General features: G+C 41.5%; 28 protein-coding genes. 9 read left to right on the top strand and 19 right to left on the bottom strand.

The annotated features are described in order from the left end of the window. The 4 genes from AC50Y5_RS09330 to AC50Y5_RS09315 all read right to left on the bottom strand — a co-directional run bounded on the left by AC50Y5_RS09330 (nucleotide 1) and on the right by AC50Y5_RS09315 (nucleotide 2,565). Nucleotides 1-507, bottom strand: coding sequence for a hypothetical protein (locus AC50Y5_RS09330; RefSeq protein ID WP_056040770.1), 507 nt, complete (start codon nucleotides 505-507; stop codon nucleotides 1-3). A gap of 107 nt (nucleotides 508-614) precedes the next feature. After that, on the bottom strand, nucleotides 615-1,601 hold the full coding sequence (locus tag AC50Y5_RS09325; RefSeq protein ID WP_494860077.1) for an aldo/keto reductase: 987 nt from the start codon (nucleotides 1,599-1,601) through the stop codon (nucleotides 615-617). Between the two features lie 31 nt (nucleotides 1,602-1,632). Then, nucleotides 1,633-1,836: a DUF896 domain-containing protein gene (locus AC50Y5_RS09320; protein WP_056040774.1), complete on the bottom strand. Its 204-nt coding sequence runs from the start codon at nucleotides 1,834-1,836 to the stop codon at nucleotides 1,633-1,635. A 348-nt stretch (nucleotides 1,837-2,184) separates the two neighbouring features. Then, on the bottom strand, nucleotides 2,185-2,565 hold the full coding sequence (locus AC50Y5_RS09315) for a LysM peptidoglycan-binding domain-containing protein (protein WP_056040776.1): 381 nt from the start codon (nucleotides 2,563-2,565) through the stop codon (nucleotides 2,185-2,187). Between the two features lie 235 nt (nucleotides 2,566-2,800). On the opposite strand from AC50Y5_RS09315, the gene lexA reads away from it, so the two are divergent. Beyond that, nucleotides 2,801-3,421, top strand: a complete 621-nt coding sequence (gene lexA / locus AC50Y5_RS09310) for a transcriptional repressor LexA (RefSeq protein WP_046232543.1) — start codon at nucleotides 2,801-2,803, stop codon at nucleotides 3,419-3,421. A 121-nt stretch (nucleotides 3,422-3,542) separates the two neighbouring features. Here the strand turns inward: lexA and AC50Y5_RS09305 are convergent, their stop codons facing one another. From AC50Y5_RS09305 to AC50Y5_RS09280, 6 genes are all read right to left on the bottom strand, one after another. Beyond that, entirely contained in the window at nucleotides 3,543-3,752 is a 210-nt protein-coding gene (locus AC50Y5_RS09305; RefSeq protein WP_494860074.1) for a topoisomerase DNA-binding C4 zinc finger domain-containing protein, read from the bottom strand. A 47-nt stretch (nucleotides 3,753-3,799) separates the two neighbouring features. After that, nucleotides 3,800-4,114, bottom strand: coding sequence for a restriction endonuclease (locus AC50Y5_RS09300; protein ID WP_494860072.1), 315 nt, complete (start codon nucleotides 4,112-4,114; stop codon nucleotides 3,800-3,802). Nucleotides 4,115-4,901: 787 nt separating this feature from the next. Further along, nucleotides 4,902-5,273 (bottom strand): dipeptidyl aminopeptidase, encoded by a 372-nt coding sequence (locus AC50Y5_RS09295; RefSeq protein WP_494860070.1) that lies wholly within the window; start codon nucleotides 5,271-5,273, stop codon nucleotides 4,902-4,904. An 11-nt stretch (nucleotides 5,274-5,284) separates the two neighbouring features. After that, nucleotides 5,285-5,410 (bottom strand): hypothetical protein, encoded by a 126-nt coding sequence (locus tag AC50Y5_RS09290; protein WP_494860068.1) that lies wholly within the window; start codon nucleotides 5,408-5,410, stop codon nucleotides 5,285-5,287. After that, entirely contained in the window at nucleotides 5,388-5,888 is a 501-nt protein-coding gene (locus tag AC50Y5_RS09285) for an accessory gene regulator B family protein (protein WP_494860066.1), read from the bottom strand. The genes AC50Y5_RS09290 and AC50Y5_RS09285 overlap by 23 nt, the downstream gene beginning before the upstream one ends. Next, nucleotides 5,839-6,552, bottom strand: a complete 714-nt coding sequence (locus AC50Y5_RS09280) for a hypothetical protein (protein ID WP_494860064.1) — start codon at nucleotides 6,550-6,552, stop codon at nucleotides 5,839-5,841. Before AC50Y5_RS09280 ends, AC50Y5_RS09285 begins: the two co-directional genes overlap by 50 nt. A gap of 455 nt (nucleotides 6,553-7,007) precedes the next feature. On the opposite strand from AC50Y5_RS09280, the gene ku reads away from it, so the two are divergent. After that, nucleotides 7,008-7,856, top strand: a complete 849-nt coding sequence (ku, locus tag AC50Y5_RS09275; protein WP_494860062.1) for a non-homologous end joining protein Ku — start codon at nucleotides 7,008-7,010, stop codon at nucleotides 7,854-7,856. Beyond that, nucleotides 7,853-8,734 carry an ATP-dependent DNA ligase gene (locus AC50Y5_RS09270; RefSeq protein ID WP_494860060.1) on the top strand — a complete coding sequence of 294 codons (882 nt, stop codon included), beginning with the start codon at nucleotides 7,853-7,855 and terminating at the stop codon, nucleotides 8,732-8,734. The genes ku and AC50Y5_RS09270 overlap by 4 nt, the downstream gene beginning before the upstream one ends. 622 nt (nucleotides 8,735-9,356) lie before the next feature. Here AC50Y5_RS09270 and AC50Y5_RS09265 read toward each other — a convergent pair. The 5 genes from AC50Y5_RS09265 to AC50Y5_RS09245 all read right to left on the bottom strand — a co-directional run bounded on the left by AC50Y5_RS09265 (nucleotide 9,357) and on the right by AC50Y5_RS09245 (nucleotide 11,614). Beyond that, entirely contained in the window at nucleotides 9,357-9,764 is a 408-nt protein-coding gene (locus AC50Y5_RS09265; protein ID WP_056040790.1) for a hypothetical protein, read from the bottom strand. Between the two features lie 171 nt (nucleotides 9,765-9,935). Next, on the bottom strand, nucleotides 9,936-10,331 hold the full coding sequence (locus AC50Y5_RS09260) for a LytTR family transcriptional regulator DNA-binding domain-containing protein (RefSeq protein WP_494860058.1): 396 nt from the start codon (nucleotides 10,329-10,331) through the stop codon (nucleotides 9,936-9,938). Between the two features lie 12 nt (nucleotides 10,332-10,343). Further along, nucleotides 10,344-10,466 carry a cyclic lactone autoinducer peptide gene (locus tag AC50Y5_RS09255; protein WP_081419031.1) on the bottom strand — a complete coding sequence of 41 codons (123 nt, stop codon included), beginning with the start codon at nucleotides 10,464-10,466 and terminating at the stop codon, nucleotides 10,344-10,346. After that, complete coding sequence (locus tag AC50Y5_RS09250) at nucleotides 10,444-10,992, bottom strand: accessory gene regulator ArgB-like protein (RefSeq protein WP_056040794.1); 549 nt, start codon at nucleotides 10,990-10,992, stop codon at nucleotides 10,444-10,446. Before AC50Y5_RS09250 ends, AC50Y5_RS09255 begins: the two co-directional genes overlap by 23 nt. Beyond that, nucleotides 10,952-11,614, bottom strand: coding sequence for a hypothetical protein (locus AC50Y5_RS09245; RefSeq protein ID WP_056040796.1), 663 nt, complete (start codon nucleotides 11,612-11,614; stop codon nucleotides 10,952-10,954). Before AC50Y5_RS09245 ends, AC50Y5_RS09250 begins: the two co-directional genes overlap by 41 nt. A gap of 183 nt (nucleotides 11,615-11,797) precedes the next feature. Between AC50Y5_RS09245 and AC50Y5_RS09240 the strand changes: the two genes are divergently transcribed. From AC50Y5_RS09240 to AC50Y5_RS09220, 5 genes are all read left to right on the top strand, one after another. After that, nucleotides 11,798-12,091, top strand: coding sequence for a Ku protein (locus AC50Y5_RS09240; RefSeq protein WP_494860055.1), 294 nt, complete (start codon nucleotides 11,798-11,800; stop codon nucleotides 12,089-12,091). Then, on the top strand, nucleotides 12,088-12,414 hold the full coding sequence (locus AC50Y5_RS09235; RefSeq protein WP_081419032.1) for an ATP-dependent DNA ligase: 327 nt from the start codon (nucleotides 12,088-12,090) through the stop codon (nucleotides 12,412-12,414). Before AC50Y5_RS09240 ends, AC50Y5_RS09235 begins: the two co-directional genes overlap by 4 nt. A 601-nt stretch (nucleotides 12,415-13,015) precedes the next feature. Beyond that, nucleotides 13,016-13,927 (top strand): collagen-like protein, encoded by a 912-nt coding sequence (locus tag AC50Y5_RS09230; RefSeq protein ID WP_494860053.1) that lies wholly within the window; start codon nucleotides 13,016-13,018, stop codon nucleotides 13,925-13,927. 295 nt (nucleotides 13,928-14,222) lie between these two features. Further along, nucleotides 14,223-15,632, top strand: coding sequence for a YVTN family beta-propeller repeat-containing protein (locus AC50Y5_RS09225; RefSeq protein ID WP_494860051.1), 1,410 nt, complete (start codon nucleotides 14,223-14,225; stop codon nucleotides 15,630-15,632). 69 nt (nucleotides 15,633-15,701) lie between these two features. Then, nucleotides 15,702-15,932, top strand: a complete 231-nt coding sequence (locus AC50Y5_RS09220; RefSeq protein ID WP_056040802.1) for a hypothetical protein — start codon at nucleotides 15,702-15,704, stop codon at nucleotides 15,930-15,932. Nucleotides 15,933-16,299: 367 nt separating this feature from the next. Here the strand turns inward: AC50Y5_RS09220 and AC50Y5_RS09215 are convergent, their stop codons facing one another. Together AC50Y5_RS09215 and AC50Y5_RS09210 are read right to left on the bottom strand one after the other, a co-directional pair. Continuing rightward, a complete protein-coding gene (locus AC50Y5_RS09215) occupies nucleotides 16,300-16,980 on the bottom strand; it encodes an SOS response-associated peptidase (RefSeq protein WP_056040804.1) in 681 nt (226 codons plus the stop codon). A 51-nt stretch (nucleotides 16,981-17,031) separates the two neighbouring features. After that, a complete protein-coding gene (locus AC50Y5_RS09210) occupies nucleotides 17,032-17,742 on the bottom strand; it encodes a hypothetical protein (RefSeq protein ID WP_056040806.1) in 711 nt (236 codons plus the stop codon). A 206-nt stretch (nucleotides 17,743-17,948) separates the two neighbouring features. On the opposite strand from AC50Y5_RS09210, the gene AC50Y5_RS09205 reads away from it, so the two are divergent. Next, nucleotides 17,949-18,554, top strand: coding sequence for a hypothetical protein (locus AC50Y5_RS09205; protein WP_494860048.1), 606 nt, complete (start codon nucleotides 17,949-17,951; stop codon nucleotides 18,552-18,554). Between the two features lie 422 nt (nucleotides 18,555-18,976). Here AC50Y5_RS09205 and AC50Y5_RS09200 read toward each other — a convergent pair whose 3' ends face one another. Together AC50Y5_RS09200 and AC50Y5_RS09195 are read right to left on the bottom strand one after the other, a co-directional pair. Continuing rightward, complete coding sequence (locus AC50Y5_RS09200; RefSeq protein WP_494860046.1) at nucleotides 18,977-19,129, bottom strand: hypothetical protein; 153 nt, start codon at nucleotides 19,127-19,129, stop codon at nucleotides 18,977-18,979. Nucleotides 19,130-19,264: 135 nt separating this feature from the next. Continuing rightward, a complete protein-coding gene (locus AC50Y5_RS09195; RefSeq protein WP_494860044.1) occupies nucleotides 19,265-19,648 on the bottom strand; it encodes a hypothetical protein in 384 nt (127 codons plus the stop codon). Between the last annotated feature and the right edge of the window lie 136 nt (nucleotides 19,649-19,784).

Here is a 19,784-nt window from a genome sequence, read left to right as displayed (position 1 = left end):
TTATTTTTGTTCGTATGTTATGCCGTTATCTTTGGCAAATTGCTCTAATCTTGCGCTGATTTCATCCGTTGGATAACGATGAAATACTCGCGAAAAAGCCCACGTCGATCCTTTTTGCGGTTCAATCGTCACATAGCCAGGCTGTACGCGAATCGTCTTGATCGCTTCTGCACCTAGACGCTTGTCGCCAGTCATCTTGCGTGTTTGAACATAGTTTTTACCGATTGTAATATACGGGCGCCGCAGGAAAAATACAATTGCCAGAAATACATAGCAGCCAATTGTCACACCTAGCAAGGTATCGAATTTAAATTGCGGGTCCATTTGGGCAAGTATAACGTACATGGCAATAAACAGCAGGAGTAAAATCGGCGCAATATAGCTGCGGCCAACAAAACGATCTGATTGGGGGCCAGCTGGTTTAAAGCTTGGGCCGCCTTGTTTTTTGCGATTTTTGTTAATTTGGTTCGTATTTCGGCGCACCTTGCGCTCCCATGTACGTGACAAATTCGTTCCTCCTTATTATGGCTGCAGCACAAAATCACGCTTAATAAATCAAGTCAGACAAGTGATGCAGGCTGACACCGTATATCTCCAGGTTTCACAGTAATTCGTTAAAACGGACGTTTGAATTTTGCAATAAAACGATTCGGATAGTCTTCGGCAAGCGCGCTGACCTCATCCAGACGGTTCCATATTTCTTCAGGCATCGTCCAGCCGACAGCTCCCATATTATCCTCATATTGCGCAAGCGTACTAGCACCAAAGATTGGGGACGTAATGCCCTCCCTTTGCAGCAGCCAATTCAGTGAAACTTGAGCAGGTGTTTTATCAAGTTCCTTGGCAGCTGCTAATACAGCATCCAAAACAGCAAAGTTTTGCTCATTTGCCCGGTTTGCCCAAGCACTTTCGCCTACTTTGCTTGTCAATCTGCCCTCTGTCGGCTCTGTGCGATCATACCTGCCGGTCAGAAAACCGCCACCAAGCGGAGCCCATGGAATAACGCCAACGTTTTCTTCTAGGCAAAGCGACATCATTTCGCGATCCATCTGGCGACTAACGAGGCTATATTGAGGCTGCAGCGAAACAAAGCGTACATACCTATTAGCATCGCTCCATGCCAAAGATTTCATAAGCTGCCATGCAAAAAAGTTAGAACAGCCGATGTAACGCACCTTGCCTGATGTGACAAGATCATCGAGCGTCCGCAGCGTCTCTTCAATCGGCGTAGCATGATCCCATACATGAACCTGATACAAGTCAATGTAATCGGTTTGCAGTCGCTTGAGGCTCGCTTCCACGCCGTCCATAATATGCTTGCGGGACAGCCCTACTCCATTAATATCAGGAGATGTTGTCATTCTAACCTTTGTAGCAACGACCATCTCAGAACGACGGCCTTTAATCGCTTTTCCGACGATCTCTTCAGAGCGTCCGCTTACATAAACGTTCGCCGTATCGAGAAAATTGCCGCCGCGCTCCACAAAACGATTGATCATCTCAAGCGAATCCTGCTCATTCGTTGTATTGCCAAATGTCATCGTTCCAAGACAAAGTTCAGAAACAGCTAGTCCACTACGTCCAAGCAGTTGGTATTTCATAAAATGATGACCGCCTCTCCCATTAAAATAATTAATGCTGTGGCTTCTCGTCTCCCGCTTCACTCTCTTCATCTTCTACGAATTTAATCGTATCAAGCTGTTGGCGAAAATTGCTTTTAAACTGCTCCATATATTTACTGCGCAGCTCAGCCCGTTCCGTCAGTTCCTCGGGCGTCAAACCGACTGTTTTATTTTTACGGGATAATTCATTAATTCTGGCAATAAGCTCTTCCATTGATTGCTCACCTCACTTGCTGTACTTTTCCCAAACTCTTTCTACTTTGACATTACCAATACGCTGTTGTCAAGGTGAAACGGCTGTCGCCGTCCTTTGGCGGCGCAGCGCGTTTCAGTCCGAGAAATATAGAGAATGGATGAGAAAATCATATCCTTTCCTATATTTCAAGAAAATGGGGCTATAATTAAATACAGAATAGATCGTACAACGATAATGCTATCATTGTTCCGATCTATTCTGTATTTAGGTCGAGTATTCACGCTTCAAAAGTTACGAAGAACAGCTACATGATTTCCGTCATGCAAACAGCTTGCGTATAGTATAGAGGCATGCTTCTTAATGAAGCTATGGAGAAGGAATGACCAGCTTCTGCCCAGGCCATATATCTGGCGACGACAGCTGGTTGCGTTCCCGTATTTGATAAACGGACCAGCGTATATCATCAGAACTGTCCGAGTATTTACGTGCAAGCTCCCATAATGTATCGCCTTGCGCAACCACTACCGTCTGTTCTCCAGCAGACGCTGGCGCAACATGATTCACTGAAGCTTCTGTGCGCACCAATAAAAAACCAGAAAACAATACGATAAACAGAGTCAGACACACCGCCAACTTCAAAGCATAGTTGCTAAATCCAGCCATGCTGATTTGCCATTTCATCTTTGCCGCCTTAACAGGCGCTTTCTCTGAGAAAATAGATTGATAGGATTCTGGATAAATGATCATTGCCCTCACTCCCAAACGTTTGTTCTGTTTCGATATTAACACGAACATTTGTTTGTGGTCAACAGACAATGCGAACTTTTGTTTTTAGGAACTTATGTTTGTACGAACGGCGGTTCCATGTTATAATTTGAGAAATAAATACTCATATTGCACTTCAGATGAAGTGCATGGATCAAAGTTTCAATCAAAATTCATGTCGCACTCATCATGGAGTGCGTGAACTGGAGTGATCGTGTTGTCCAAAGCTTCCAATCGCCAGCAGTCGATTCTGGAATTTATAAAGAACGAAGTTCGCGAGAAGGGTTATCCGCCTTCCGTACGTGAAATTGGAGAAGCAGTTGGACTTGCTTCAAGCTCTACTGTACACGGTCATCTGGACCGTCTGGAGAAGAAAGGGCTTATCCGCCGCGATCCGACTAAACCTCGCGCTATCGAGATTTTGGATCAGGAAGATGTCGACGGGATTATCCGTCCTGCTGTTACCCATGTACCAATCGTCGGTAAAGTTACTGCAGGTGTACCGATTACCGCTACTGAGAATATTGAAGAATATTTTCCCATCTCTTCCCATTACGTAGGAGATGATGATGTATTCATTCTTAATGTCATTGGCGAGAGCATGATTGAAGCCGGCATACATAACGGCGACTACGTTATTGTACGCCAGCAGCAGACCGCTACTAACGGTGATATTGTGGTCGCCATGACTGAGCACGATGAAGCAACAGTCAAAACCTTTTACCGCGAGAAGGATCATATCCGTCTCCAACCGGAAAATGTAACCATGGAACCTATCCGCCTGAAGAACGTTACGATTTTAGGCAAAGTCATCGGCTTGTTCCGTGATTTTCATTAATCCTAGAAATTTCATACCCTTCATACAAGAATAAAGCTGCATCCTTGCCCGCACTAGAAACGGGTTGGATGCAGCTTTTTAATTTAGTCAGAGGATTTTTTCCAGCTATCGGTCTTCCTCCTCAGACTGCCTCGGTATGACGACATTTGGGAAAGCTTGAACAACCCAAAAACTCCCCACGCGCACTTTTACGACGAACTAATGGCTGGCCACATTTTGCACATGCTACTTCATTTCTTATTTGATTGGTAATTATTTTCTCTGTATTGTTTTGTTCTGTATTGGTTTGTGGTGTTGGAATTGATTTATCGGTATTGATCTTCAAAATCATTTCAATGAGCTCTGCTCGATCAATAAGCCGAACGGCATTTGACTTTGCTAATGTGACTGCAGCTGCGTCACCGTTACCTTGTAGCCATGAGCCTCTAAAAGATGTCCAAGATACTTCTCGAACTGTCGGCCCTCCATCTTATCTATTTCTGCGATACCGGAACGCTTAAGGCGTTCATTACGTTTGCGAGCAATTGATATCACTACATTTGCATACAACAACATAACCGCACCAAATGCCACACCCGCAAAAATAAAAGAATTTGCAAGCTTGTACGCACCAAAACCTGCACCCAGCATAAGAAGCAGCACAAATGCTTGTACTGGGTCCAACTCCTGTTTCTTCCTTCTACGTTTTGCCATATTTAGATCCCTTTCGCTCAACATAATATACCTTATATCGGAAAATATAATAGGAATTTATACTTAATAATAAAAATATAAAAACGCTCGAGTCTACTCACTTCACTTAACTTTGTTTCCTCACGGTCAGTTGTGTCGATTTTCACAATAACTACCACCATATAAAAAGGCTGACACAAAGCACTACTGATATCTACATCAGTAATACTCGTGTCAGCCCTCTCCAAATTTACAATCGGTTACCGGTATGTATGCTATTGTTTCATCATTCATTTGATGTCATGGATCTGATCGAACCCAGCGAGGAAGAGCTCAACATCCCGTAATCAACAGTATAGCGCAGTGAAACTAGTTTCAATTCGCTGGACTGTGAGACGAAAATGAATGCGGCTTTATCTCCCCGCTGCCTGGAACTCGATCATTCCTGCTTTAATATCTTTCTGTCTCTATAATGATATTTGTTTCCCTCTGTTTTACATTTTTAATATATCACAGGATCCCATACCATTTTGTCGTTTTTTGTCGAAACGTTTTGCGCATTCTATACTAGTATCGATTTATATTGACATAATAATGAAAATGTGTATTAAAATGATTCTACCCACTTCTGGATTGGCTCTGTTTAAGCAGGTGTTCCTCTAAAGATAATTTTCCTTTAGCTTCATTCGCTGTATAACAGCCTTCGAAATACTCAGTTATGGAATAAAATGTTCTATTAACCTCCTAAATTTGCTGTACATTTACGAGGATATATGTTTTATACAAAAGAACTGATCCCGTGATGGGATCAGCTCTTTTGTATTAGGTGTTCTACCAAATAAAGTTTCCCTTTCGCCACACTTGTTTCATAGCCCCCGGGGAAATGCGCTGTGATTGCATAGCTTTCGACGGTTACAGCTTGAATATAATTGATATTAACAAGATTAATGCTATCCAATAGAACAAAGCCTAATGGTAAAAATATTTGCTTACAGCCTTCCAGTGTCAGTATTACCGTAAATACACCTTTGGCTGTATAAAATCTCGGGACAGAATAGTTTTTCTTAGGCTGGAAAACATCTACGAAAAAAACTTCACCCAATTTGAATGTATCAAATTGCTCCCCGTCTATCACATTGCCATACACCCGTTGTCCAAGAATTTCAGTTGTCATATTCATTAGCGGACCATCTACTTACGAAGTTCTTTCGGGATAGGTTGCGCTCCGATGAATGTTTTAAAGCTTTTGCCTTCTGCTGAACGTTTAGCACCTTTTAGCAGCTTCACCGCAATTTTACGAGCTAGTTTCTGCATCATCTCTAACACCTCCAATCTGATCGATAATAACCAAAAGCATTTGGGCCAAAAATGCAAGCGCGATTACATCTGATTGAAAAAATATATTTGATAATACGAGCAGCAAAGGAACGCCGTTCCCTCCCAGAAAAATCAATAATAAGCTCGCGTTTAATAAGTTCAATACTACTAAGTGGGAATCGCTTAATACAACATGTGGGATGATGCTTATTAGCGTAATGGAGACAGCAGCACAAACGGTTAGAGAGCTAAAATGAAATCCACCTGTATAATGCCGCAAGGTACAAAAGGCAAGCATGCCTAACAGCGTCAATAAGAAAGCGCCTGTCGCCCATCCAATGCCTAATGAAACGGATATTATGACTGTTGGATTTACCCAGATTCCGAGTTGGTAGGACATCACATTGACAGATACGTCGCTCTGAGGATCAGCCCTTTTTATTGAATTGGCCATTTTTCTGCAGATATATTCTATCATCTTCCCGATCACGCCTCCTTGATAAAAAGTAAAGAATGCTGAAAGTGATTAAAACTAAAGGGTATACATAGATTGCAGCATTAAAGTGAATTGTCATATATATGGTCGCAGTTATGATAATAGCTGTTGACAAGGCAGATATAATAATAATTTTGTTTATTCCTGTAAACATCTTCTCTCGAATACTAAATTCGTGAGGAGGAATCTGGATAAAAGAAAACCCATAGTTACGTCTCTTCAAAAATGTCCCCAGCAATAAGGCTGTAATATCGGTTAGCAACTGAATGGTATATACAGCTACACCGCCAGACATTCCTGCAACAGCATCATTTATGCCGATGGCCGTAGCAAGGAAATACACTGGGAACTGCAAACTTACATATGCCGCGAATCCTACGGCGACCATCATGCCCGAATACAAAACCTTAATACTCAGTGCATATCTAAATAGCAATGTATATACAACAAACTGGATAGGTATATCAACCATCGGACCCAAGTCAAGCACCACTCGAATTATGTAAGATAAGCATGAAACCCAAGCGCAAATTAAAATCAATGATATTTTATGCGCGAACAAGGGCTGTCGATAAAATTTAAACATAAGAGTAACCGTTGCAACAGCATCTAGCATGCTAAAGGCTAAATAACCAATCGTATCCATCCGGAAATACCACCGTCTTTGAATGAAATTTTAGAAAAGTAAAATTATAGTTTTATCATTGCATGACGTCAACTCTGTTGGCAATATCAAATTTTATGCTAAATGAATAATACGTCCTATATCTTATGCTTGGTCCATGTACCTGTTAAGATACACTCAACAACTGAGGATATGGACATTTCATTTCGTGGTCTAGTTTAACTATAAATTAACTTAGATAAGAAACATAAATCACCCCGTACAGGAGCATTTATTTTAAATACAATTTCATCTTCTTCCTTTACGGCCCTATATCTTCTATGGTGTGAGTGGCTTCGGTACGTCTGCTACCGCTTTATCTTTTAATCTCATCATTACATGGGGACATGCTGAATGCAATACGGATTTTCATGCTAAATGAATATCCTTCCAGTAAATGTACACTCTAAAAATAAAACAATAAGGAGTGAATTATTATGCATACCGTCTGGAAAGGCGCTATTAGTTTCGGGTTGGTGCACGTGCCGATCAAAATGCACTCTGCAACGGAAGACAAGGATATATCATTTCGCAGTCTCCATAAAGAGTGCGGCATGCCGATTAATTACGCTAAGACATGCCGTCATTGCAATAAGGAGATTAGTCCGGAAGAGATCGTTAAGGGATTTGAGTATGAAAAAGGTAAGTATGTAATTGTCAAAGAAGAAGAGCTTGAAGCTATCAAGCCTGATTCCGCCAAAACTATTCAGATTCTTGATTTTGTAGACTTGGCCGAAATTGACCCGGTCTATTATCAAAAAGCCTATTACCTCTCCCCTGACATGGCAGGTGCTGGCGCATATAGCTTGTTGCTTGAAGCCATAAAACAAACTGGAAAAATCGGCATAGCCAAAATATCTATTCGCAGTAAAAGCAGCCTAGCAGCTGTCAGAGTAGTGGGAAATTGCTTATGTTTGGAAACGATGTTTTTTCCAGACGAGATTAGGGCCATATCCCAGGTTCCTAACATACCTGTGCAAACAACGATTAATGATAAAGAGCTCGATATGGCTAAGATGCTGGTAGAACAGCTCAGCGAACCGTTTGATCCTGCCAAATATACGGACGATTACCGTATCGCATTAACTGAATTGATTCAACAAAAAATAGCAGGACAGAGTGTTGATATTGTATCTGCACCAACAGCTGAAGGAAGGACCAATGTCATTGATCTTATGGCCGCGCTACAAGCAAGCTTGGATGCTACAAAATCCGCCGCCATGCCTCCAAGTGCTCCCTCAACCAAGAAAAAGAGAACAGCCAAAGCAAAGGGTAACGTATCATGACCATGCAGCTCCCTTCTGTCCCTATGGCTCCAATAACCTCTTCCAATATTCCCCAAGGACCCGAATGGGGTTATCAAATTAAATGGGACGGCGTGCGCACTTTGGTCCGCTTAGATGGTTTAGGGAGGGTTGAACTATTCGGACGAAGGCTGGAGCCGCGTAATCATACTTTCCCGGAAATAGTGGCATTATTAGAGCCGATCCGCGTTGGCCCTTGTATCTTGGATGGAGAAATCGCCTATTTCGATGGAGTGCGTCCAAATTTTCAAAGGGCCAAGTTAGGGGTGCGAAAACGCACCCCCGATGATGGCCTTATATTTGTAATGTTTGATATGATCAATTCGAATGGCGAGGACATTCGCAAACTCCCTTATAAAGAACGTTTTGAGAAACTGAAAGCCTCATTTCCAGAGAAAACGCCTCGACTCTTTGTAACCGATTTGCATTCCGATGGACAAGCACTTTGGAATTGGCTCAATGAACGTGAATGGGAAGGAATTATCTCGAAAAGATTAGATAGCCCTTACATGGAGGGGAAAAAACATCAATATTGGTTTAAAAAACGCAAAGAAGTACGGATAGTCGCTGACGTCGTCGGCATAAAACTGCGGGATGGACTTGTTTCAAGCCTTGTCCTGCGATATGAAAATCGTTACATCGGGCACGTTTCGGGCTTGGATCAAGCATCCAAGCAAGTACTTCATCAGTTTATGGTAGATCATCCTGGTGAGTGCCCTTTTAAAGAGCTAACTCATGGCATGGTAAAATCTGATGTTGTGTGGCTTTCAGTCCCCTTCCCAGCTCGTGTTACAGCTCTGGAATTTACTGATTCCGGACTACTTCGCCAGCCTAAACTACTCGGATTTGGGGACAAATAATAATCAAATATTAGAAGGGTACTTAAGCAAATAGCTCAAGTACCCTCTATTATGACTCATATTATTCACTCGACTCAATAATCCATTAATCTATAATTAGCTTAGATATTACATTTGGAGTTACCACATTCACCATTACAGGTGGCACGATCTTTTTTTAAATAAGGGATGCCCTTATCAATAATTCTAAATGTTCTTCATTTAAATTAAAGCTTATGCTCATTTCATATTCCTTCATTAATATTCTCTCCTGTGTGTAGTTTCATCAAGAATCTTCTATATAAAGTAACGACTAGTAGAATCTCCTTAAAACTATATTTATAATTTGATCCATAGGCAAACGAAAGGAGACGAATCCTGTGGCATCCATTGAATTGGGAGATAGCCGGCTGCCCGAACACTTAAAGCGCATGAAGATGACACAAGCCGAATTTGCACGGGCACTGGAAGTGGATCGTCAGTTTATCCAACAGATACTCAAGAAAGAAAGACGATTCTCTTTTATCCATCCCCCCCTTTCGCTAACCCTCCATCTAGCAAGAAAGCCGACACAAAGTACGCTTCTTATCAGCGTCATTGTGTCGGCCCGGTCCGGCTTCTTACCATACAGTCACCAACTTTTTTATTTAGTGCTTTTTGAGATTTTACTCTTGTCTATATCATCAGACAGCACGAGTTGTCGCAAATTTTTATTAAACACCATTGTGGTGATCTGATACCTGAATGCCCATCCCTCTACAGTCGTCTTCATCGCCGTAATTTGCAGACCTTCATGTAACGTATTGAGAAAAGGATTAAAGTCCCCTGTCATTACATTCACAATCCTTTTTAAATATTTGTCCATTCGATTTTCAGACTTTGTAAAGTCTAATAAATCATATTCCAAATTCGTGAAATCCTGTTCAAAGACAAGGACTGCTGAATCTGTATCAAGCCGAAAAGTTGTTCGTATTGCTCCTCTACCAGACCATTTCTTTTTGAACTCAGCAAACTTTAATGCGGCGTTTTTTTCAAATTCTGCTATCTCCATGACCTGCATCCCCCTGATGTAATAGGCTTATACCTGTATTATCAGGGACTTACTGGAAGAAGTAAATATAAATTGGCGATCGTGAATTATGTCGCACTATGTCGAATTAGTCTTGACAAATTAAGAACGTTAATTTACCGCACAAAAATAGCCCTTTTCCTGTAGGAAGGGCTACATTAGTTGAATTTCCGGATTGTACTTCAGCATAAATTCGACAAAATCTTTGACTCTATGGTATGCTACGCCGCATTTTTTAGATTGTTTATTAACAATCCTTTCAAAGTAAGCATCTCCTGTTTTAGGATTCAGCAATATTACCTTATCTTGATTAATCATTTCTGAACGATCGAGCACAAGGAAATTGTACCCGCTGCTGTTAAGCGCCGTTTCCCAGTATACAAGAGTACCCATAGTATAGTAAACATCCGTCAGAGTGTGTATGATTATGCGCTTCTTTTCCGATAAGGATTTAATAATTATAATGTCCTGTACCTTAACAGAACCTAGACCTAATGTGCCTAACTCGTCCTTGGAGACGGTCAACGTATCGATCGTGTATAAGTGCATGGATGTTCACCACTATTTCAACAATTCTTCTGGGGTTTCTGGCTGATTGACATAGAGGAAGCTTGCTGTTCTTACTGAAAAAACAGCCGCGCCGTCCAATAATGAAGCCAATTTATATACTAGATTTTTTAGCATGGGTACTCACCACCTTTGCCAGAATTAAAGTCAAACACTGCACAAGCAGAGTTAATGCAATTATAGACGATTCTATCAATAGATTGCTACATACAATTAAGGCAGATAAAAGCTTAAGTAGTGGGTAATAACGCTTTGGAATACGAGACTGTTTTTCTATGTCTGTTGGTGAAAACATCAATACAATCAATAGATTTAAGAGATTGATTATCACCAACATTTTTCCCGGAAAGTTAGGCGTGAAAGACAATGCCGTCGCCACTCCTACGGATACTATGACACACATAGTGCCCGATTTTAGGTGTACGCCTCCGGATACCTGCCTAAGTATCGCAAATGATATCAACGCTGCTACAACGCCGCTTGTCCGCCCAGTGAAAAATGATATGAGCAGCGCACCTGTAATTATAAATAAAGCGTTTAAGATAAACGACAAAGCGTATTGCAAGCGAGCTTCCGATGCTGGATGCTCCGGAACGACTGATTTAATGCTTATTGCTAGTCTTCTCGAAATAGTTTCCACCATGGGGCTTAACCTCCTTGAGGTACGAATATACAAAGAAAAATAATGCTGCTAGGAAATAGTAAATAATATTTAACAACTCGCTCCGCTGGTGGAGTATAAAACCGAATCCGAGCAAGATCACAATGATAAAACCTCCGACCACTCTCTGTTCATGAGGAAAACGCATCTTTTCTGAGATGCTCTCCATAAAGCCAATTCGCATACGGTTTAGTCCCCAGGCAATAGAAAGGTTAACCCCGGCTGTGATGACCTGTAGCAAGTACCCTATATATGGATGCACTTTAATCTCTGCTAATGAGAAAAAAGGTATGGTATTAACAATAGCACCTTGTATAGAGGCGAAAATAAAATATCCCAAACCAGTAATAATTAATGCTGCAAAAAAAGGTATCTTGATAACGACCGATAGAAATATTACGAACACAAAAATATTGATAACTGGCACGATACTTTCGAGCGAAAGTTCCTCCCTCAAAAAAAAGCTTTGCAAACTCATTAACGTTACAACAAGTAGTGCTGGATAAAAGCTTGCTGCATCGTATCGGTATATCTTGAGCATTAAGTAAAGAATGCCGAAACCCTCAACAATGGAGAAAAGCATAAATAAAATGAATTCCAACAAATTTTATCGTCTCCCTTTACGGCCCTAGTATCTTCTATGGTGTGAGTGGCTTGGGTACGTCTACTACCGCTATATCTTTTAAACTCATCATTACATGGGGACATGCTGAATGCAATACGGATTTTCATGATAAATGAATTTCTTTCTAGTAAATGATATATCATTTCGCAGCTTACACAAGGATTGTGGTATGCCGATAAATTACGCAAAACATGCCGACATTGTAATAAAGAGATTGGCCCTAACGAAATCGTGAAGGGTTTTGAATACGAAGCTGGGAAATTTGTAATTGTCAAAGAGGAAGACTTGAAGCAATCAAGCCGGACTCTGCTAAGACGATTCAGATTTTGGAATGCGACAAAGCATTCTACGCCTCCTAAGTCGCCCGCAACAAAGAAAAAACGGGCAGCCAAGGCTAAAGGACTGCATCATGATGCAACTTCCCGACGTGACCATGGCCCCTATCACATCGCCTGACATCCCTACAGGACCGAAATGACCGCTTCCCAGAGATAGTTGATTTACTCAGGCCATTGCGAATTGGCGCTTGCGTGCTGGACGGTGAAATTATGTATTTTGACGGGACTCGCCCAAACTTTCAGCGCGTCTTAATTGGTGTAAATCGCAAGAAATTTGACGACTCCCTTATGTTCGTAATGTTCGACATGCTTTACGACAAAGGAGAGGATATCCGCTCCTTACCCTTTAAGGAGCGCTTTGCCCGACTTAAGGAAAAATTTCCTGAGCGAAATCCCCGTGTTTTTGTGACCGATCTGGTTTATGACGGTCCGGCACTTTGAGACTGGGTAAAGGAACGTGAATGGGAAGGAATAATTTCAAAGCGACTAGATAGTCCTTATGTTGAAGCAAAGCAGCATACACACTGGTATAAAAAACGCAAAGAGGTCCGTATTGTCGCGGACGTGGTAGGTATCAAGCTTAAGGTTGGTTACGTTTCCAGCTTGGTGCTGCGGTCAGGCTCTCCGTTTCTTCTTCAGCCCAGCGTTCAAAGCGTGCATGAGGTGGATTATCCTTAATCGCTTGAAAGCTATGTTTTGCTTTTCTTCAGCACTTCCCTGAGGCTGGGTACTGAAGGTATAAAAAAAAGACCCAAATGTGATTTGGGTTGACGAAGGAAGGTTGAGTTGTCTTAATATTAAATTATGTAATCATAAATGAAAGAGTGTTGGATTTTGTGGTATAAAACTACCCTACCATAAGCCTAAATTTAAGGAAATAGTTTCTAGTCTATCCAATTGAAGGTCATTAGTCCATACCTAAAAAAACGACTCACGTACACTGAACCATCTTTATATGGAGGTGTAGTTATTGAGTTGTCCTGATATAAAAAAACGGTGTAAAAAGAAAACCATAGTGGTGTGCCATCCAAAAGAGAAAAAAATGAAACGACGTCAGCGAGTAATTAAAAAGATTGTTTGTAAAAATTGTCCACCGCCTGAAGGACAGCAATTACTTCAAGGACTTGCGGCTGCAATTGCAGAAGTTGGGCCTCAAGGACTTGCAGGAGCACTCGGACCCCAAGGTTTAGCAGGGCTTGTAGGAGCAATTGGCGCACTTGGACCCGAAGGACTTGCAGGAGCACTTGGACCCCAAGGAGCAGCAGGGATTGTAGGAGCGATTGGCGCACTTGGACCTCAAGGACTTGCAGGAGCACTTGGAACCCAAGGAGCAGCAGGGATTGTAGGAGCGATTGGCGCACTTGGACCTCAAGGACTTGCAGGAGCACTTGGAACCCAAGGACTGGCAGGACTGGCAGGAGCGATTGGCGCAGCTGGACTGGCAGGACCAGCAGGTCCTGCAGGAGCAGTGGGTCCAGCAGGAGCAACGGGAGCAGTGGGTCCAGCAGGAGCAACGGGACCTTCTGGTGGCGTATTAGGCTTTGCAGATTTTTTTGCCTTGATGCCTCCTAATAATGCAGCAACTGTTGCTCCCAACACGGATGTAAGTTTTCCGCAAGATGGTCCAGTTAGTGGGACTGCAATTACCCGTATAAATGCGAGCTCATTTAACTTGTCTGCAATTGGCACATATCAGGTTTTGTTTCAGGTAAATGTAAACGAAGCGGGTCAACTGATTTTAACACTAAATGGCGCTGATCTGGCCTATACGGTGGTCGGGCGTGCAACAGGAACTTCTCAAATAGTAGGAATGGCACTTGTGCAAACAACGGTCATTAATTCAATACTCACAGTTCGAAATCCTGCTGGCAATTCCACGGCACTCACGATCACTCCATTAGCTGGAGGAACAAGGCCAGATTCCGCACACCTTGTTATTATGCAGATCGCATAGAGGGGGAAATACAATTTTTTTTCAATAAAATTCCAAATGTCAAATTGAGGCCGCCCTCAATACTTCTGCAGTACAATTATTGGTACGGGGACGTTGTGCTCCTAGCTATATAAAGGCAGTTGGAAAAGTTTAATGTGTAGATGATTATACTAATGGGCAGTAGAGATTGTGGTATAACACTACTCAACCATAAAGCCCAATATACTAAAAATAGTTTATAGTCTAGCCAATAGTCGGCTATTAGTCCCTGCCTGAAATAAACGACTCATATACACTTATTAGGGAGGTGCCGTTGTTGAGTTGTCCGGTTAGAAAAAAACGGTGTAAAAAGAAAACAGTAATTGTGTGCCATCCAAAAGAAAAAAAAAAGAAACGTCGTCTTCAAGTTATTAAAAAAAAAATTATAAAAAAAGCAGTACGGGTGTGTCCCCCGCTAGAAGGACAGCAATTACTTCAAGGACTGGCAGGAGCAATTGCAGAAGCCGGACCTGAAGGACTTGTAGGAGCACTTGGACCCCAAGGACTGGCAGGACTGGCAGGAGCAATTGGGGCAATTGGACCCCAAGGAGTAGCAGAATTACTTGTAGGTGCAATTGGCGCACTTGGACCTCAAGGACTGGCAGGAGCACTTGGACCCCAAGGACTGGCAGGACTTGCGGGAGTAATTGGCGCTGCTGGACTAGCAGGACCAAAGGGTGAAACGGGTCAAATAGGACCTACAGGACCTACAGGGCCTACAGGACCTACAGGACTTACAGGGCCTCAAGGAGAAGAAGGACCAGCAGGACCAGCAGGATCGCAATCAATCAATCGCATTTATGTAGCCAATTTCAACAGTAACGATGTCTCTGTGATTGATGGCGCAACCAATGCTGTGATCGCTACCATTCCAGTTGGGGTTAATCCAGCGGGAGTTGATGTCGATCGATTAACGGGACGTATTTATGTAGCAAACAGAGCCAGCGACAACGTATCCGTTATTGATGGAGAAAGTAACACTGTGATTGCTACTATACCAGCTGGGGATGAAGCAGGAGATGTAGGGGTCAATATAGCTACTAATGCTATTTATACGGCAAATTTTAATTCATTGGACTTAACTGAAGATGTTACGGTAATTAGCGGATTGACCAATACGGTTATAGATACCATTATTATTCCGGGTCTCAATTTATTAACGGGGATAGGTGCCAATCCATCAACTAATCTGATTTATGCAGCTAATTTTAATTCGGATACCGTTTCTGTAATTGATGGAGAAACCAATACTGTGATTACTACTATTCCAGTGCAAGTTAATCCATTCAGAATTGGGGTCAATCCAGATACTAACCGTATTTATGTTTCAAATTTCACCAGTAACACTGTCTCTGTAATTAATGGATTAACCAATACAGTGATTGCTACTGTTCCGGTTGGGACTACTCCAGCCGAAGTAGGCGTTAATACGTTTACGAATGCCATCTACGTAGCAAATCGAGATACTAATAATGTTTCTGTGATTGATGGACTAACCAATACAGTGATTGCTACCATTCCGGTCGGAACTAATCCAAATGGAGTAGGGGTCAATCCATTAACCAATCGTATTTATGTGTCAAATCAGGATGATAATACCGTTTCAGTGATTGATGGAGACACTAATACAGTGATTGCTACCGTTCCGGTTGGAGCTCGCCCATTCGCAATTGGGGTATATACGTAGAGCCCATTTGAGAACGGATAATGTAGGCATTCAAACTTGGTCATGATCTTACACGGAGAGGTGATTCATATGATAGAAGTTCAAAAGACAGAAGAGTTAATTGAACAGTTGTCAAACATGAACAAAGAGAATTCTTTATGCCAAGTCTTACTTCCCGGTAAAGGGACATTCAAGATTGTACTGCAAGAGGAAGATGAACGTTCCTCCACTTCATCAGAAATTCAATCAATGACGAATGAAACGGAGAATAAAGGGCGAGTCATGTCGGTATCTGAATTAAGAAGGAATCCATTCCTCTAAGGAATCGAATTTTAATAACTGGAATTTATAAATTGCGGAACCCCATCACCGTGGACACGTGAGGTTTGCGAAGCTAACGGAGTCTTTAGTTTGTTGACAACAGCGGCAGGTTAAGACTTTACTTTTCAAGTCTTAGCCCGCTGTTTTTTTGATTTATGGTCAATGCTTTGGAATGCTTCTTCTAAAGAATACGAACAACGGCAGCACCTATTAAGATGACTAAACATACAGCAGTGTATCGTTTCCACGGGCGATTCGATCCATGTACAGAGTTCCCCACTCGAAAAATCCGATTTCATCTTCATCTGTTGAATTTAATCAGTTGTCGGAGCAAATTGTAATAGCCCACCATCGTCAAAGGCGATTACTATTTAGAGTTAAGTGTTATCTCATCTATTAATGAATCATGAACATTTCTGACATTTCCGACATGCCTGGAAACAGGGTATTTCATCATTAACTCAGCTGGATAAGGATTAAGGAAGCTTAAAACATCTTCAGTTGCTTCTATATCTTGATCGATCCAATTGTGAGCAGCTGAACCAGTTAATATTACTGGCATGCGGTTATGGACATCGGCAACCAGTTGATTTGGTGTAGTCGTAATAATTGTGCAGCTCTGCACTACTTCACCATCTGGATTTTGCCAAGTATCATATAGGCCTGCAAAAGCGAATACTCCTTTTGAAGTCAATTGAAAGCGAAATGGTTGTTTACCTCCCTCTTCTTGACGCCACTCGTAAAATCCATCACTAGGTATCAAAATTCTGTTGCGTTTCAATAAGTGCCGAAAAGCAGGCTTCTTTTCTATGCCTTCTGAACGGGCATTTATTGTTTTATATGCCATCTTAGCGTCTTTGCTCCAGAACGGTATAAGCCCCCATTTAAATCCTTCCATAATACGCTGACCATCTTTATTAAATATTCCCGGAACCAATTGTGTTGGAGCTACATTGTAACGCTTCAAATATTTATAATTCGTTTTCCCCACTGAAAAAACTTCAACTACCTCTTCGATATTGGAAGTTATCGTATAGCGTCCGCACATCGTTCATCCCTCCTCCACTCAGGATTTCCTTTCATGATGAACTTAATCATTTTATTTTTCAATAGGTATCACTTCAATTTGATCCGCAACGAATTCATTTTTGGCGCTGTCGAATTTATATGTAATATTGAAATCACACACATATGTGGTAGATATACCAACAGATCCCGAGAGGTTCAATTTTATTTTTTGATTCTCCAATGTATAAATAAATACACCGCCAAAAGCCAGATCCTCTTGCTTATAATCTGGTGCTGGATCAAAATCATAGTTGAATTTATATTCTTTCCCTTGTGTTTTAACTGTAATGCCTAATGTACCATCACCATTTTTAACAACATGCGAATCAATTTGGTCGGCGACAATGTCCTCATAATTCTGGACTTTAATTTCGGAGAAGTCCTCGGCATTAACTACATGAATATCATAGTTATTTAATCCTGTCCCTTTTCCAGTCTGAATAATAATTACGGCTTCTTCCTTCCCGTCACCCGTAAGATCCGTATAGGTTACCTGCGGATTTGTTCCCGTATCACCGGGGAATTTCCAATCAAAGTCCTTTTCATTACCGTTAATATCTAGTTTTATCCCATCGGTCGTTGCATAAAGTTTTACTTTTTCATCAGTATTTTGTTCCGGCTGTGTGGTTACTTGTTTACTTGTAGACTCGCCCGTCTCCTGAGTAACCGTCGCAGACTCTGATCCACATCCTGTAAGCAAAACGGCACCCAATAACATCACTACACCTAGCTCTTTTTTCAATCCTACTCTCCCCTTTCAACTACCTATAAAAATTATATCTGAGCAAAAGAACGGATGAATGACAAAAAATTAACAAATTCAGTAAGTTTGAAGATATAGAACCCCTCCGGGCTCTTCCATTCCATACTTCCCTCCTATTCCACATATCGCCAAGATGCGAATTTTGCAGTAGAATGATGTCATATATTCCAAGGGGGAAAATGGATATGAGAGAGAAAAAGTCGATTCATAAGAAATGGTGGTTCTGGGCGATTGTCGTCATTATTGTAGCCGGTGCTGTTAATGGTGGTAGAGGAAATGAAGCTACGACCACGGAAGCTGCAGCAAGCGTTGAGCCTGCCCCAACAACTGCGCCAGAACCAACATATAAAGAAGCAAAGCTGCCTGAATTTAAAATTACTGAAGAGCGTTTGGATAAATCAGGCATATGGTACGTGACAATGAGTACGTCGAGCAAAGATGAACGAGAGTTACAAAAGCTTGTCCGAAACACCGCTATTCTTGCTGCTGCAAAGTCACAGGTTGTTGAATCTGTATTTGTATATGTGGATGCACCAGGTAGTGAACCAACCCGCATAGCTACTGGAAAGATGGCTTTTACCAGCAAAGGCGAAGTACAGATGGCTCTGAAAAAGGGTGAAGTTGAGTTTAAGTTGATCGAAACCGCTCCCAGCAAATCGGGTTCAAAAGAACCGACAGCGGAAAAATTGACAGGAGAAGACAAACAGAAATACGTGGAATTAGCGAAGCTTGTTGAGCAAGATAAACTGGATGATGTGAAGGCAGCGTATAAAGCGCTAGGAGGAGAATAACGAATGCGATCTCTATAATAAGCCCACTTAAAAGGGATATGTCCGCGACGAGTGGCCTATGGCGATGTATCCTAACAAAACTCAAAAGCCCTGCCAGCCTAATGGCTGACAGGGCTTTTGTAAATACTATCCTTTTAATTTTAGTACAATGTCAAATATTGATCTCTTTCCCACTGATGGACTTGCGTTTTGTTTAGGTACTATACGACTTTACTAGGTTATTTCAAGTGTTTATGTGCCGATTTAGCATAACGCAGTTCTATACTAATCGTATAAGTTCATACTCGATCACAAGCCGGGGGGCATTTGGGGGGCAAAGTGGGGGGCAACATTAAATCAAATTTTAGATTGGGACTTAGGCAAATAGCTTAAGTCCCCTTCCTTTAATTTGACTTATATTATTCACTCAACTCACTATTACCTTAATCTATAATTAGCTTAGATATCACATTTGGTGTTACCACATTAACCGCTACAGGTAGCAAAATCTTTTTTTCAATAAGGTATGCCCTTATCAATAATTTTAAATGTTCTTCATTTAAATTAAAGCTTATACTCATTTCATATTCCTTCATTAATATTCTCTCCTGTGTGTAGTTTCATCAAAATTCTTCTATTGAAGTTAGACAAAAAAAGATCGACAAGACAACTGGTCTCCCAGCGCTTTGTCGATCTCCGTTCCGGCACCCGCGTCCCTTAGCAGCTCTCGATTATATATTCACTTGATTAGTTTCAACCAAGTGCTGTAGGTCCATGTTAAACCTCATGATTGTAGTCTGATCACGGAAGTTCTCTCCTGCAGCTGAGGTCGTCATATCCGTAATCGAAAGACCAGGATAAATACTATTAAATACAGGTTCAAAATCAGCGGCCATTTTTTCTTCCATTTCCCTCAGGAAAATGTGAAATACATTGTGCCTATCAGCAAAATCTAGCCAATAGGACTCGAATTTACCGAAGGTTGACCCAAAAAATAAAGTTGCTTGGTTACCAATTACCGTGAACTCAATTTCATCCGGGCCGCGCCCAGACCATTCACGTTTTAATCTTGCAAATGTTGGCTGTAGCTTGTGTTGAAATGCTGTTATTTTCACCGAGTTGTCTTTTCATTCCTTTTATTTATCTATCTACTGTTTATTTGTCTCCCTCAGTTTTACATTTTTAATATAGCATAGGGAGTATATGCCTTTTTGTCGTATGGTGTCGAACGACTCCCATATTTCAACACTA

The sequence above is a fragment of the Paenibacillus sp. JT22N7 genome, from assembly GCF_059383875.1.
The sequence above is the reverse complement of the archived record's forward strand: the minus strand, read 5'-3'. Positions and strand labels throughout refer to the sequence as shown.

What these genes read in the sequence shown, in the direction of transcription:
- AC50Y5_RS09325 (WP_494860077.1), bottom strand. Translation starts at nt 1,601, where the DNA reads ATGAAATACCAACTGCTTGGACGTAGTGGACTAGCTGTTTCTGAACTT.
- AC50Y5_RS09215 (WP_056040804.1), bottom strand. Translation starts at nt 16,980, where the DNA reads ATGTGCGGACGCTATACGATAACTTCCAATATCGAAGAGGTAGTTGAA.
- AC50Y5_RS09320 (WP_056040774.1), bottom strand. Translation starts at nt 1,836, where the DNA reads ATGGAAGAGCTTATTGCCAGAATTAATGAATTATCCCGTAAAAATAAA.
- AC50Y5_RS09250 (WP_056040794.1), bottom strand. Translation starts at nt 10,992, where the DNA reads ATGGTGGAAACTATTTCGAGAAGACTAGCAATAAGCATTAAATCAGTC.
- AC50Y5_RS09270 (WP_494860060.1), top strand. Translation starts at nt 7,853, where the DNA reads ATGACCATGCAGCTCCCTTCTGTCCCTATGGCTCCAATAACCTCTTCC.
- AC50Y5_RS09260 (WP_494860058.1), bottom strand. Translation starts at nt 10,331, where the DNA reads ATGCACTTATACACGATCGATACGTTGACCGTCTCCAAGGACGAGTTA.
- AC50Y5_RS09265 (WP_056040790.1), bottom strand. Translation starts at nt 9,764, where the DNA reads ATGGAGATAGCAGAATTTGAAAAAAACGCCGCATTAAAGTTTGCTGAG.
- AC50Y5_RS09205 (WP_494860048.1), top strand. Translation starts at nt 17,949, where the DNA reads ATGAGAGAGAAAAAGTCGATTCATAAGAAATGGTGGTTCTGGGCGATT.
- AC50Y5_RS09200 (WP_494860046.1), bottom strand. Translation starts at nt 19,129, where the DNA reads ATGAAGGAATATGAAATGAGTATAAGCTTTAATTTAAATGAAGAACAT.
- ku (WP_494860062.1), top strand. Translation starts at nt 7,008, where the DNA reads ATGCATACCGTCTGGAAAGGCGCTATTAGTTTCGGGTTGGTGCACGTG.
- AC50Y5_RS09285 (WP_494860066.1), bottom strand. Translation starts at nt 5,888, where the DNA reads ATGATAGAATATATCTGCAGAAAAATGGCCAATTCAATAAAAAGGGCT.
- AC50Y5_RS09295 (WP_494860070.1), bottom strand. Translation starts at nt 5,273, where the DNA reads ATGAATATGACAACTGAAATTCTTGGACAACGGGTGTATGGCAATGTG.
- AC50Y5_RS09315 (WP_056040776.1), bottom strand. Translation starts at nt 2,565, where the DNA reads ATGATCATTTATCCAGAATCCTATCAATCTATTTTCTCAGAGAAAGCG.
- AC50Y5_RS09255 (WP_081419031.1), bottom strand. Translation starts at nt 10,466, where the DNA reads ATGCTAAAAAATCTAGTATATAAATTGGCTTCATTATTGGACGGCGCG.
- AC50Y5_RS09280 (WP_494860064.1), bottom strand. Translation starts at nt 6,552, where the DNA reads ATGGATACGATTGGTTATTTAGCCTTTAGCATGCTAGATGCTGTTGCA.
- AC50Y5_RS09300 (WP_494860072.1), bottom strand. Translation starts at nt 4,114, where the DNA reads ATGGCAAAACGTAGAAGGAAGAAACAGGAGTTGGACCCAGTACAAGCA.
- AC50Y5_RS09220 (WP_056040802.1), top strand. Translation starts at nt 15,702, where the DNA reads ATGATAGAAGTTCAAAAGACAGAAGAGTTAATTGAACAGTTGTCAAAC.
- AC50Y5_RS09290 (WP_494860068.1), bottom strand. Translation starts at nt 5,410, where the DNA reads ATGATGCAGAAACTAGCTCGTAAAATTGCGGTGAAGCTGCTAAAAGGT.
- AC50Y5_RS09230 (WP_494860053.1), top strand. Translation starts at nt 13,016, where the DNA reads ATGAAACGACGTCAGCGAGTAATTAAAAAGATTGTTTGTAAAAATTGT.
- AC50Y5_RS09305 (WP_494860074.1), bottom strand. Translation starts at nt 3,752, where the DNA reads ATGATTTTGAAGATCAATACCGATAAATCAATTCCAACACCACAAACC.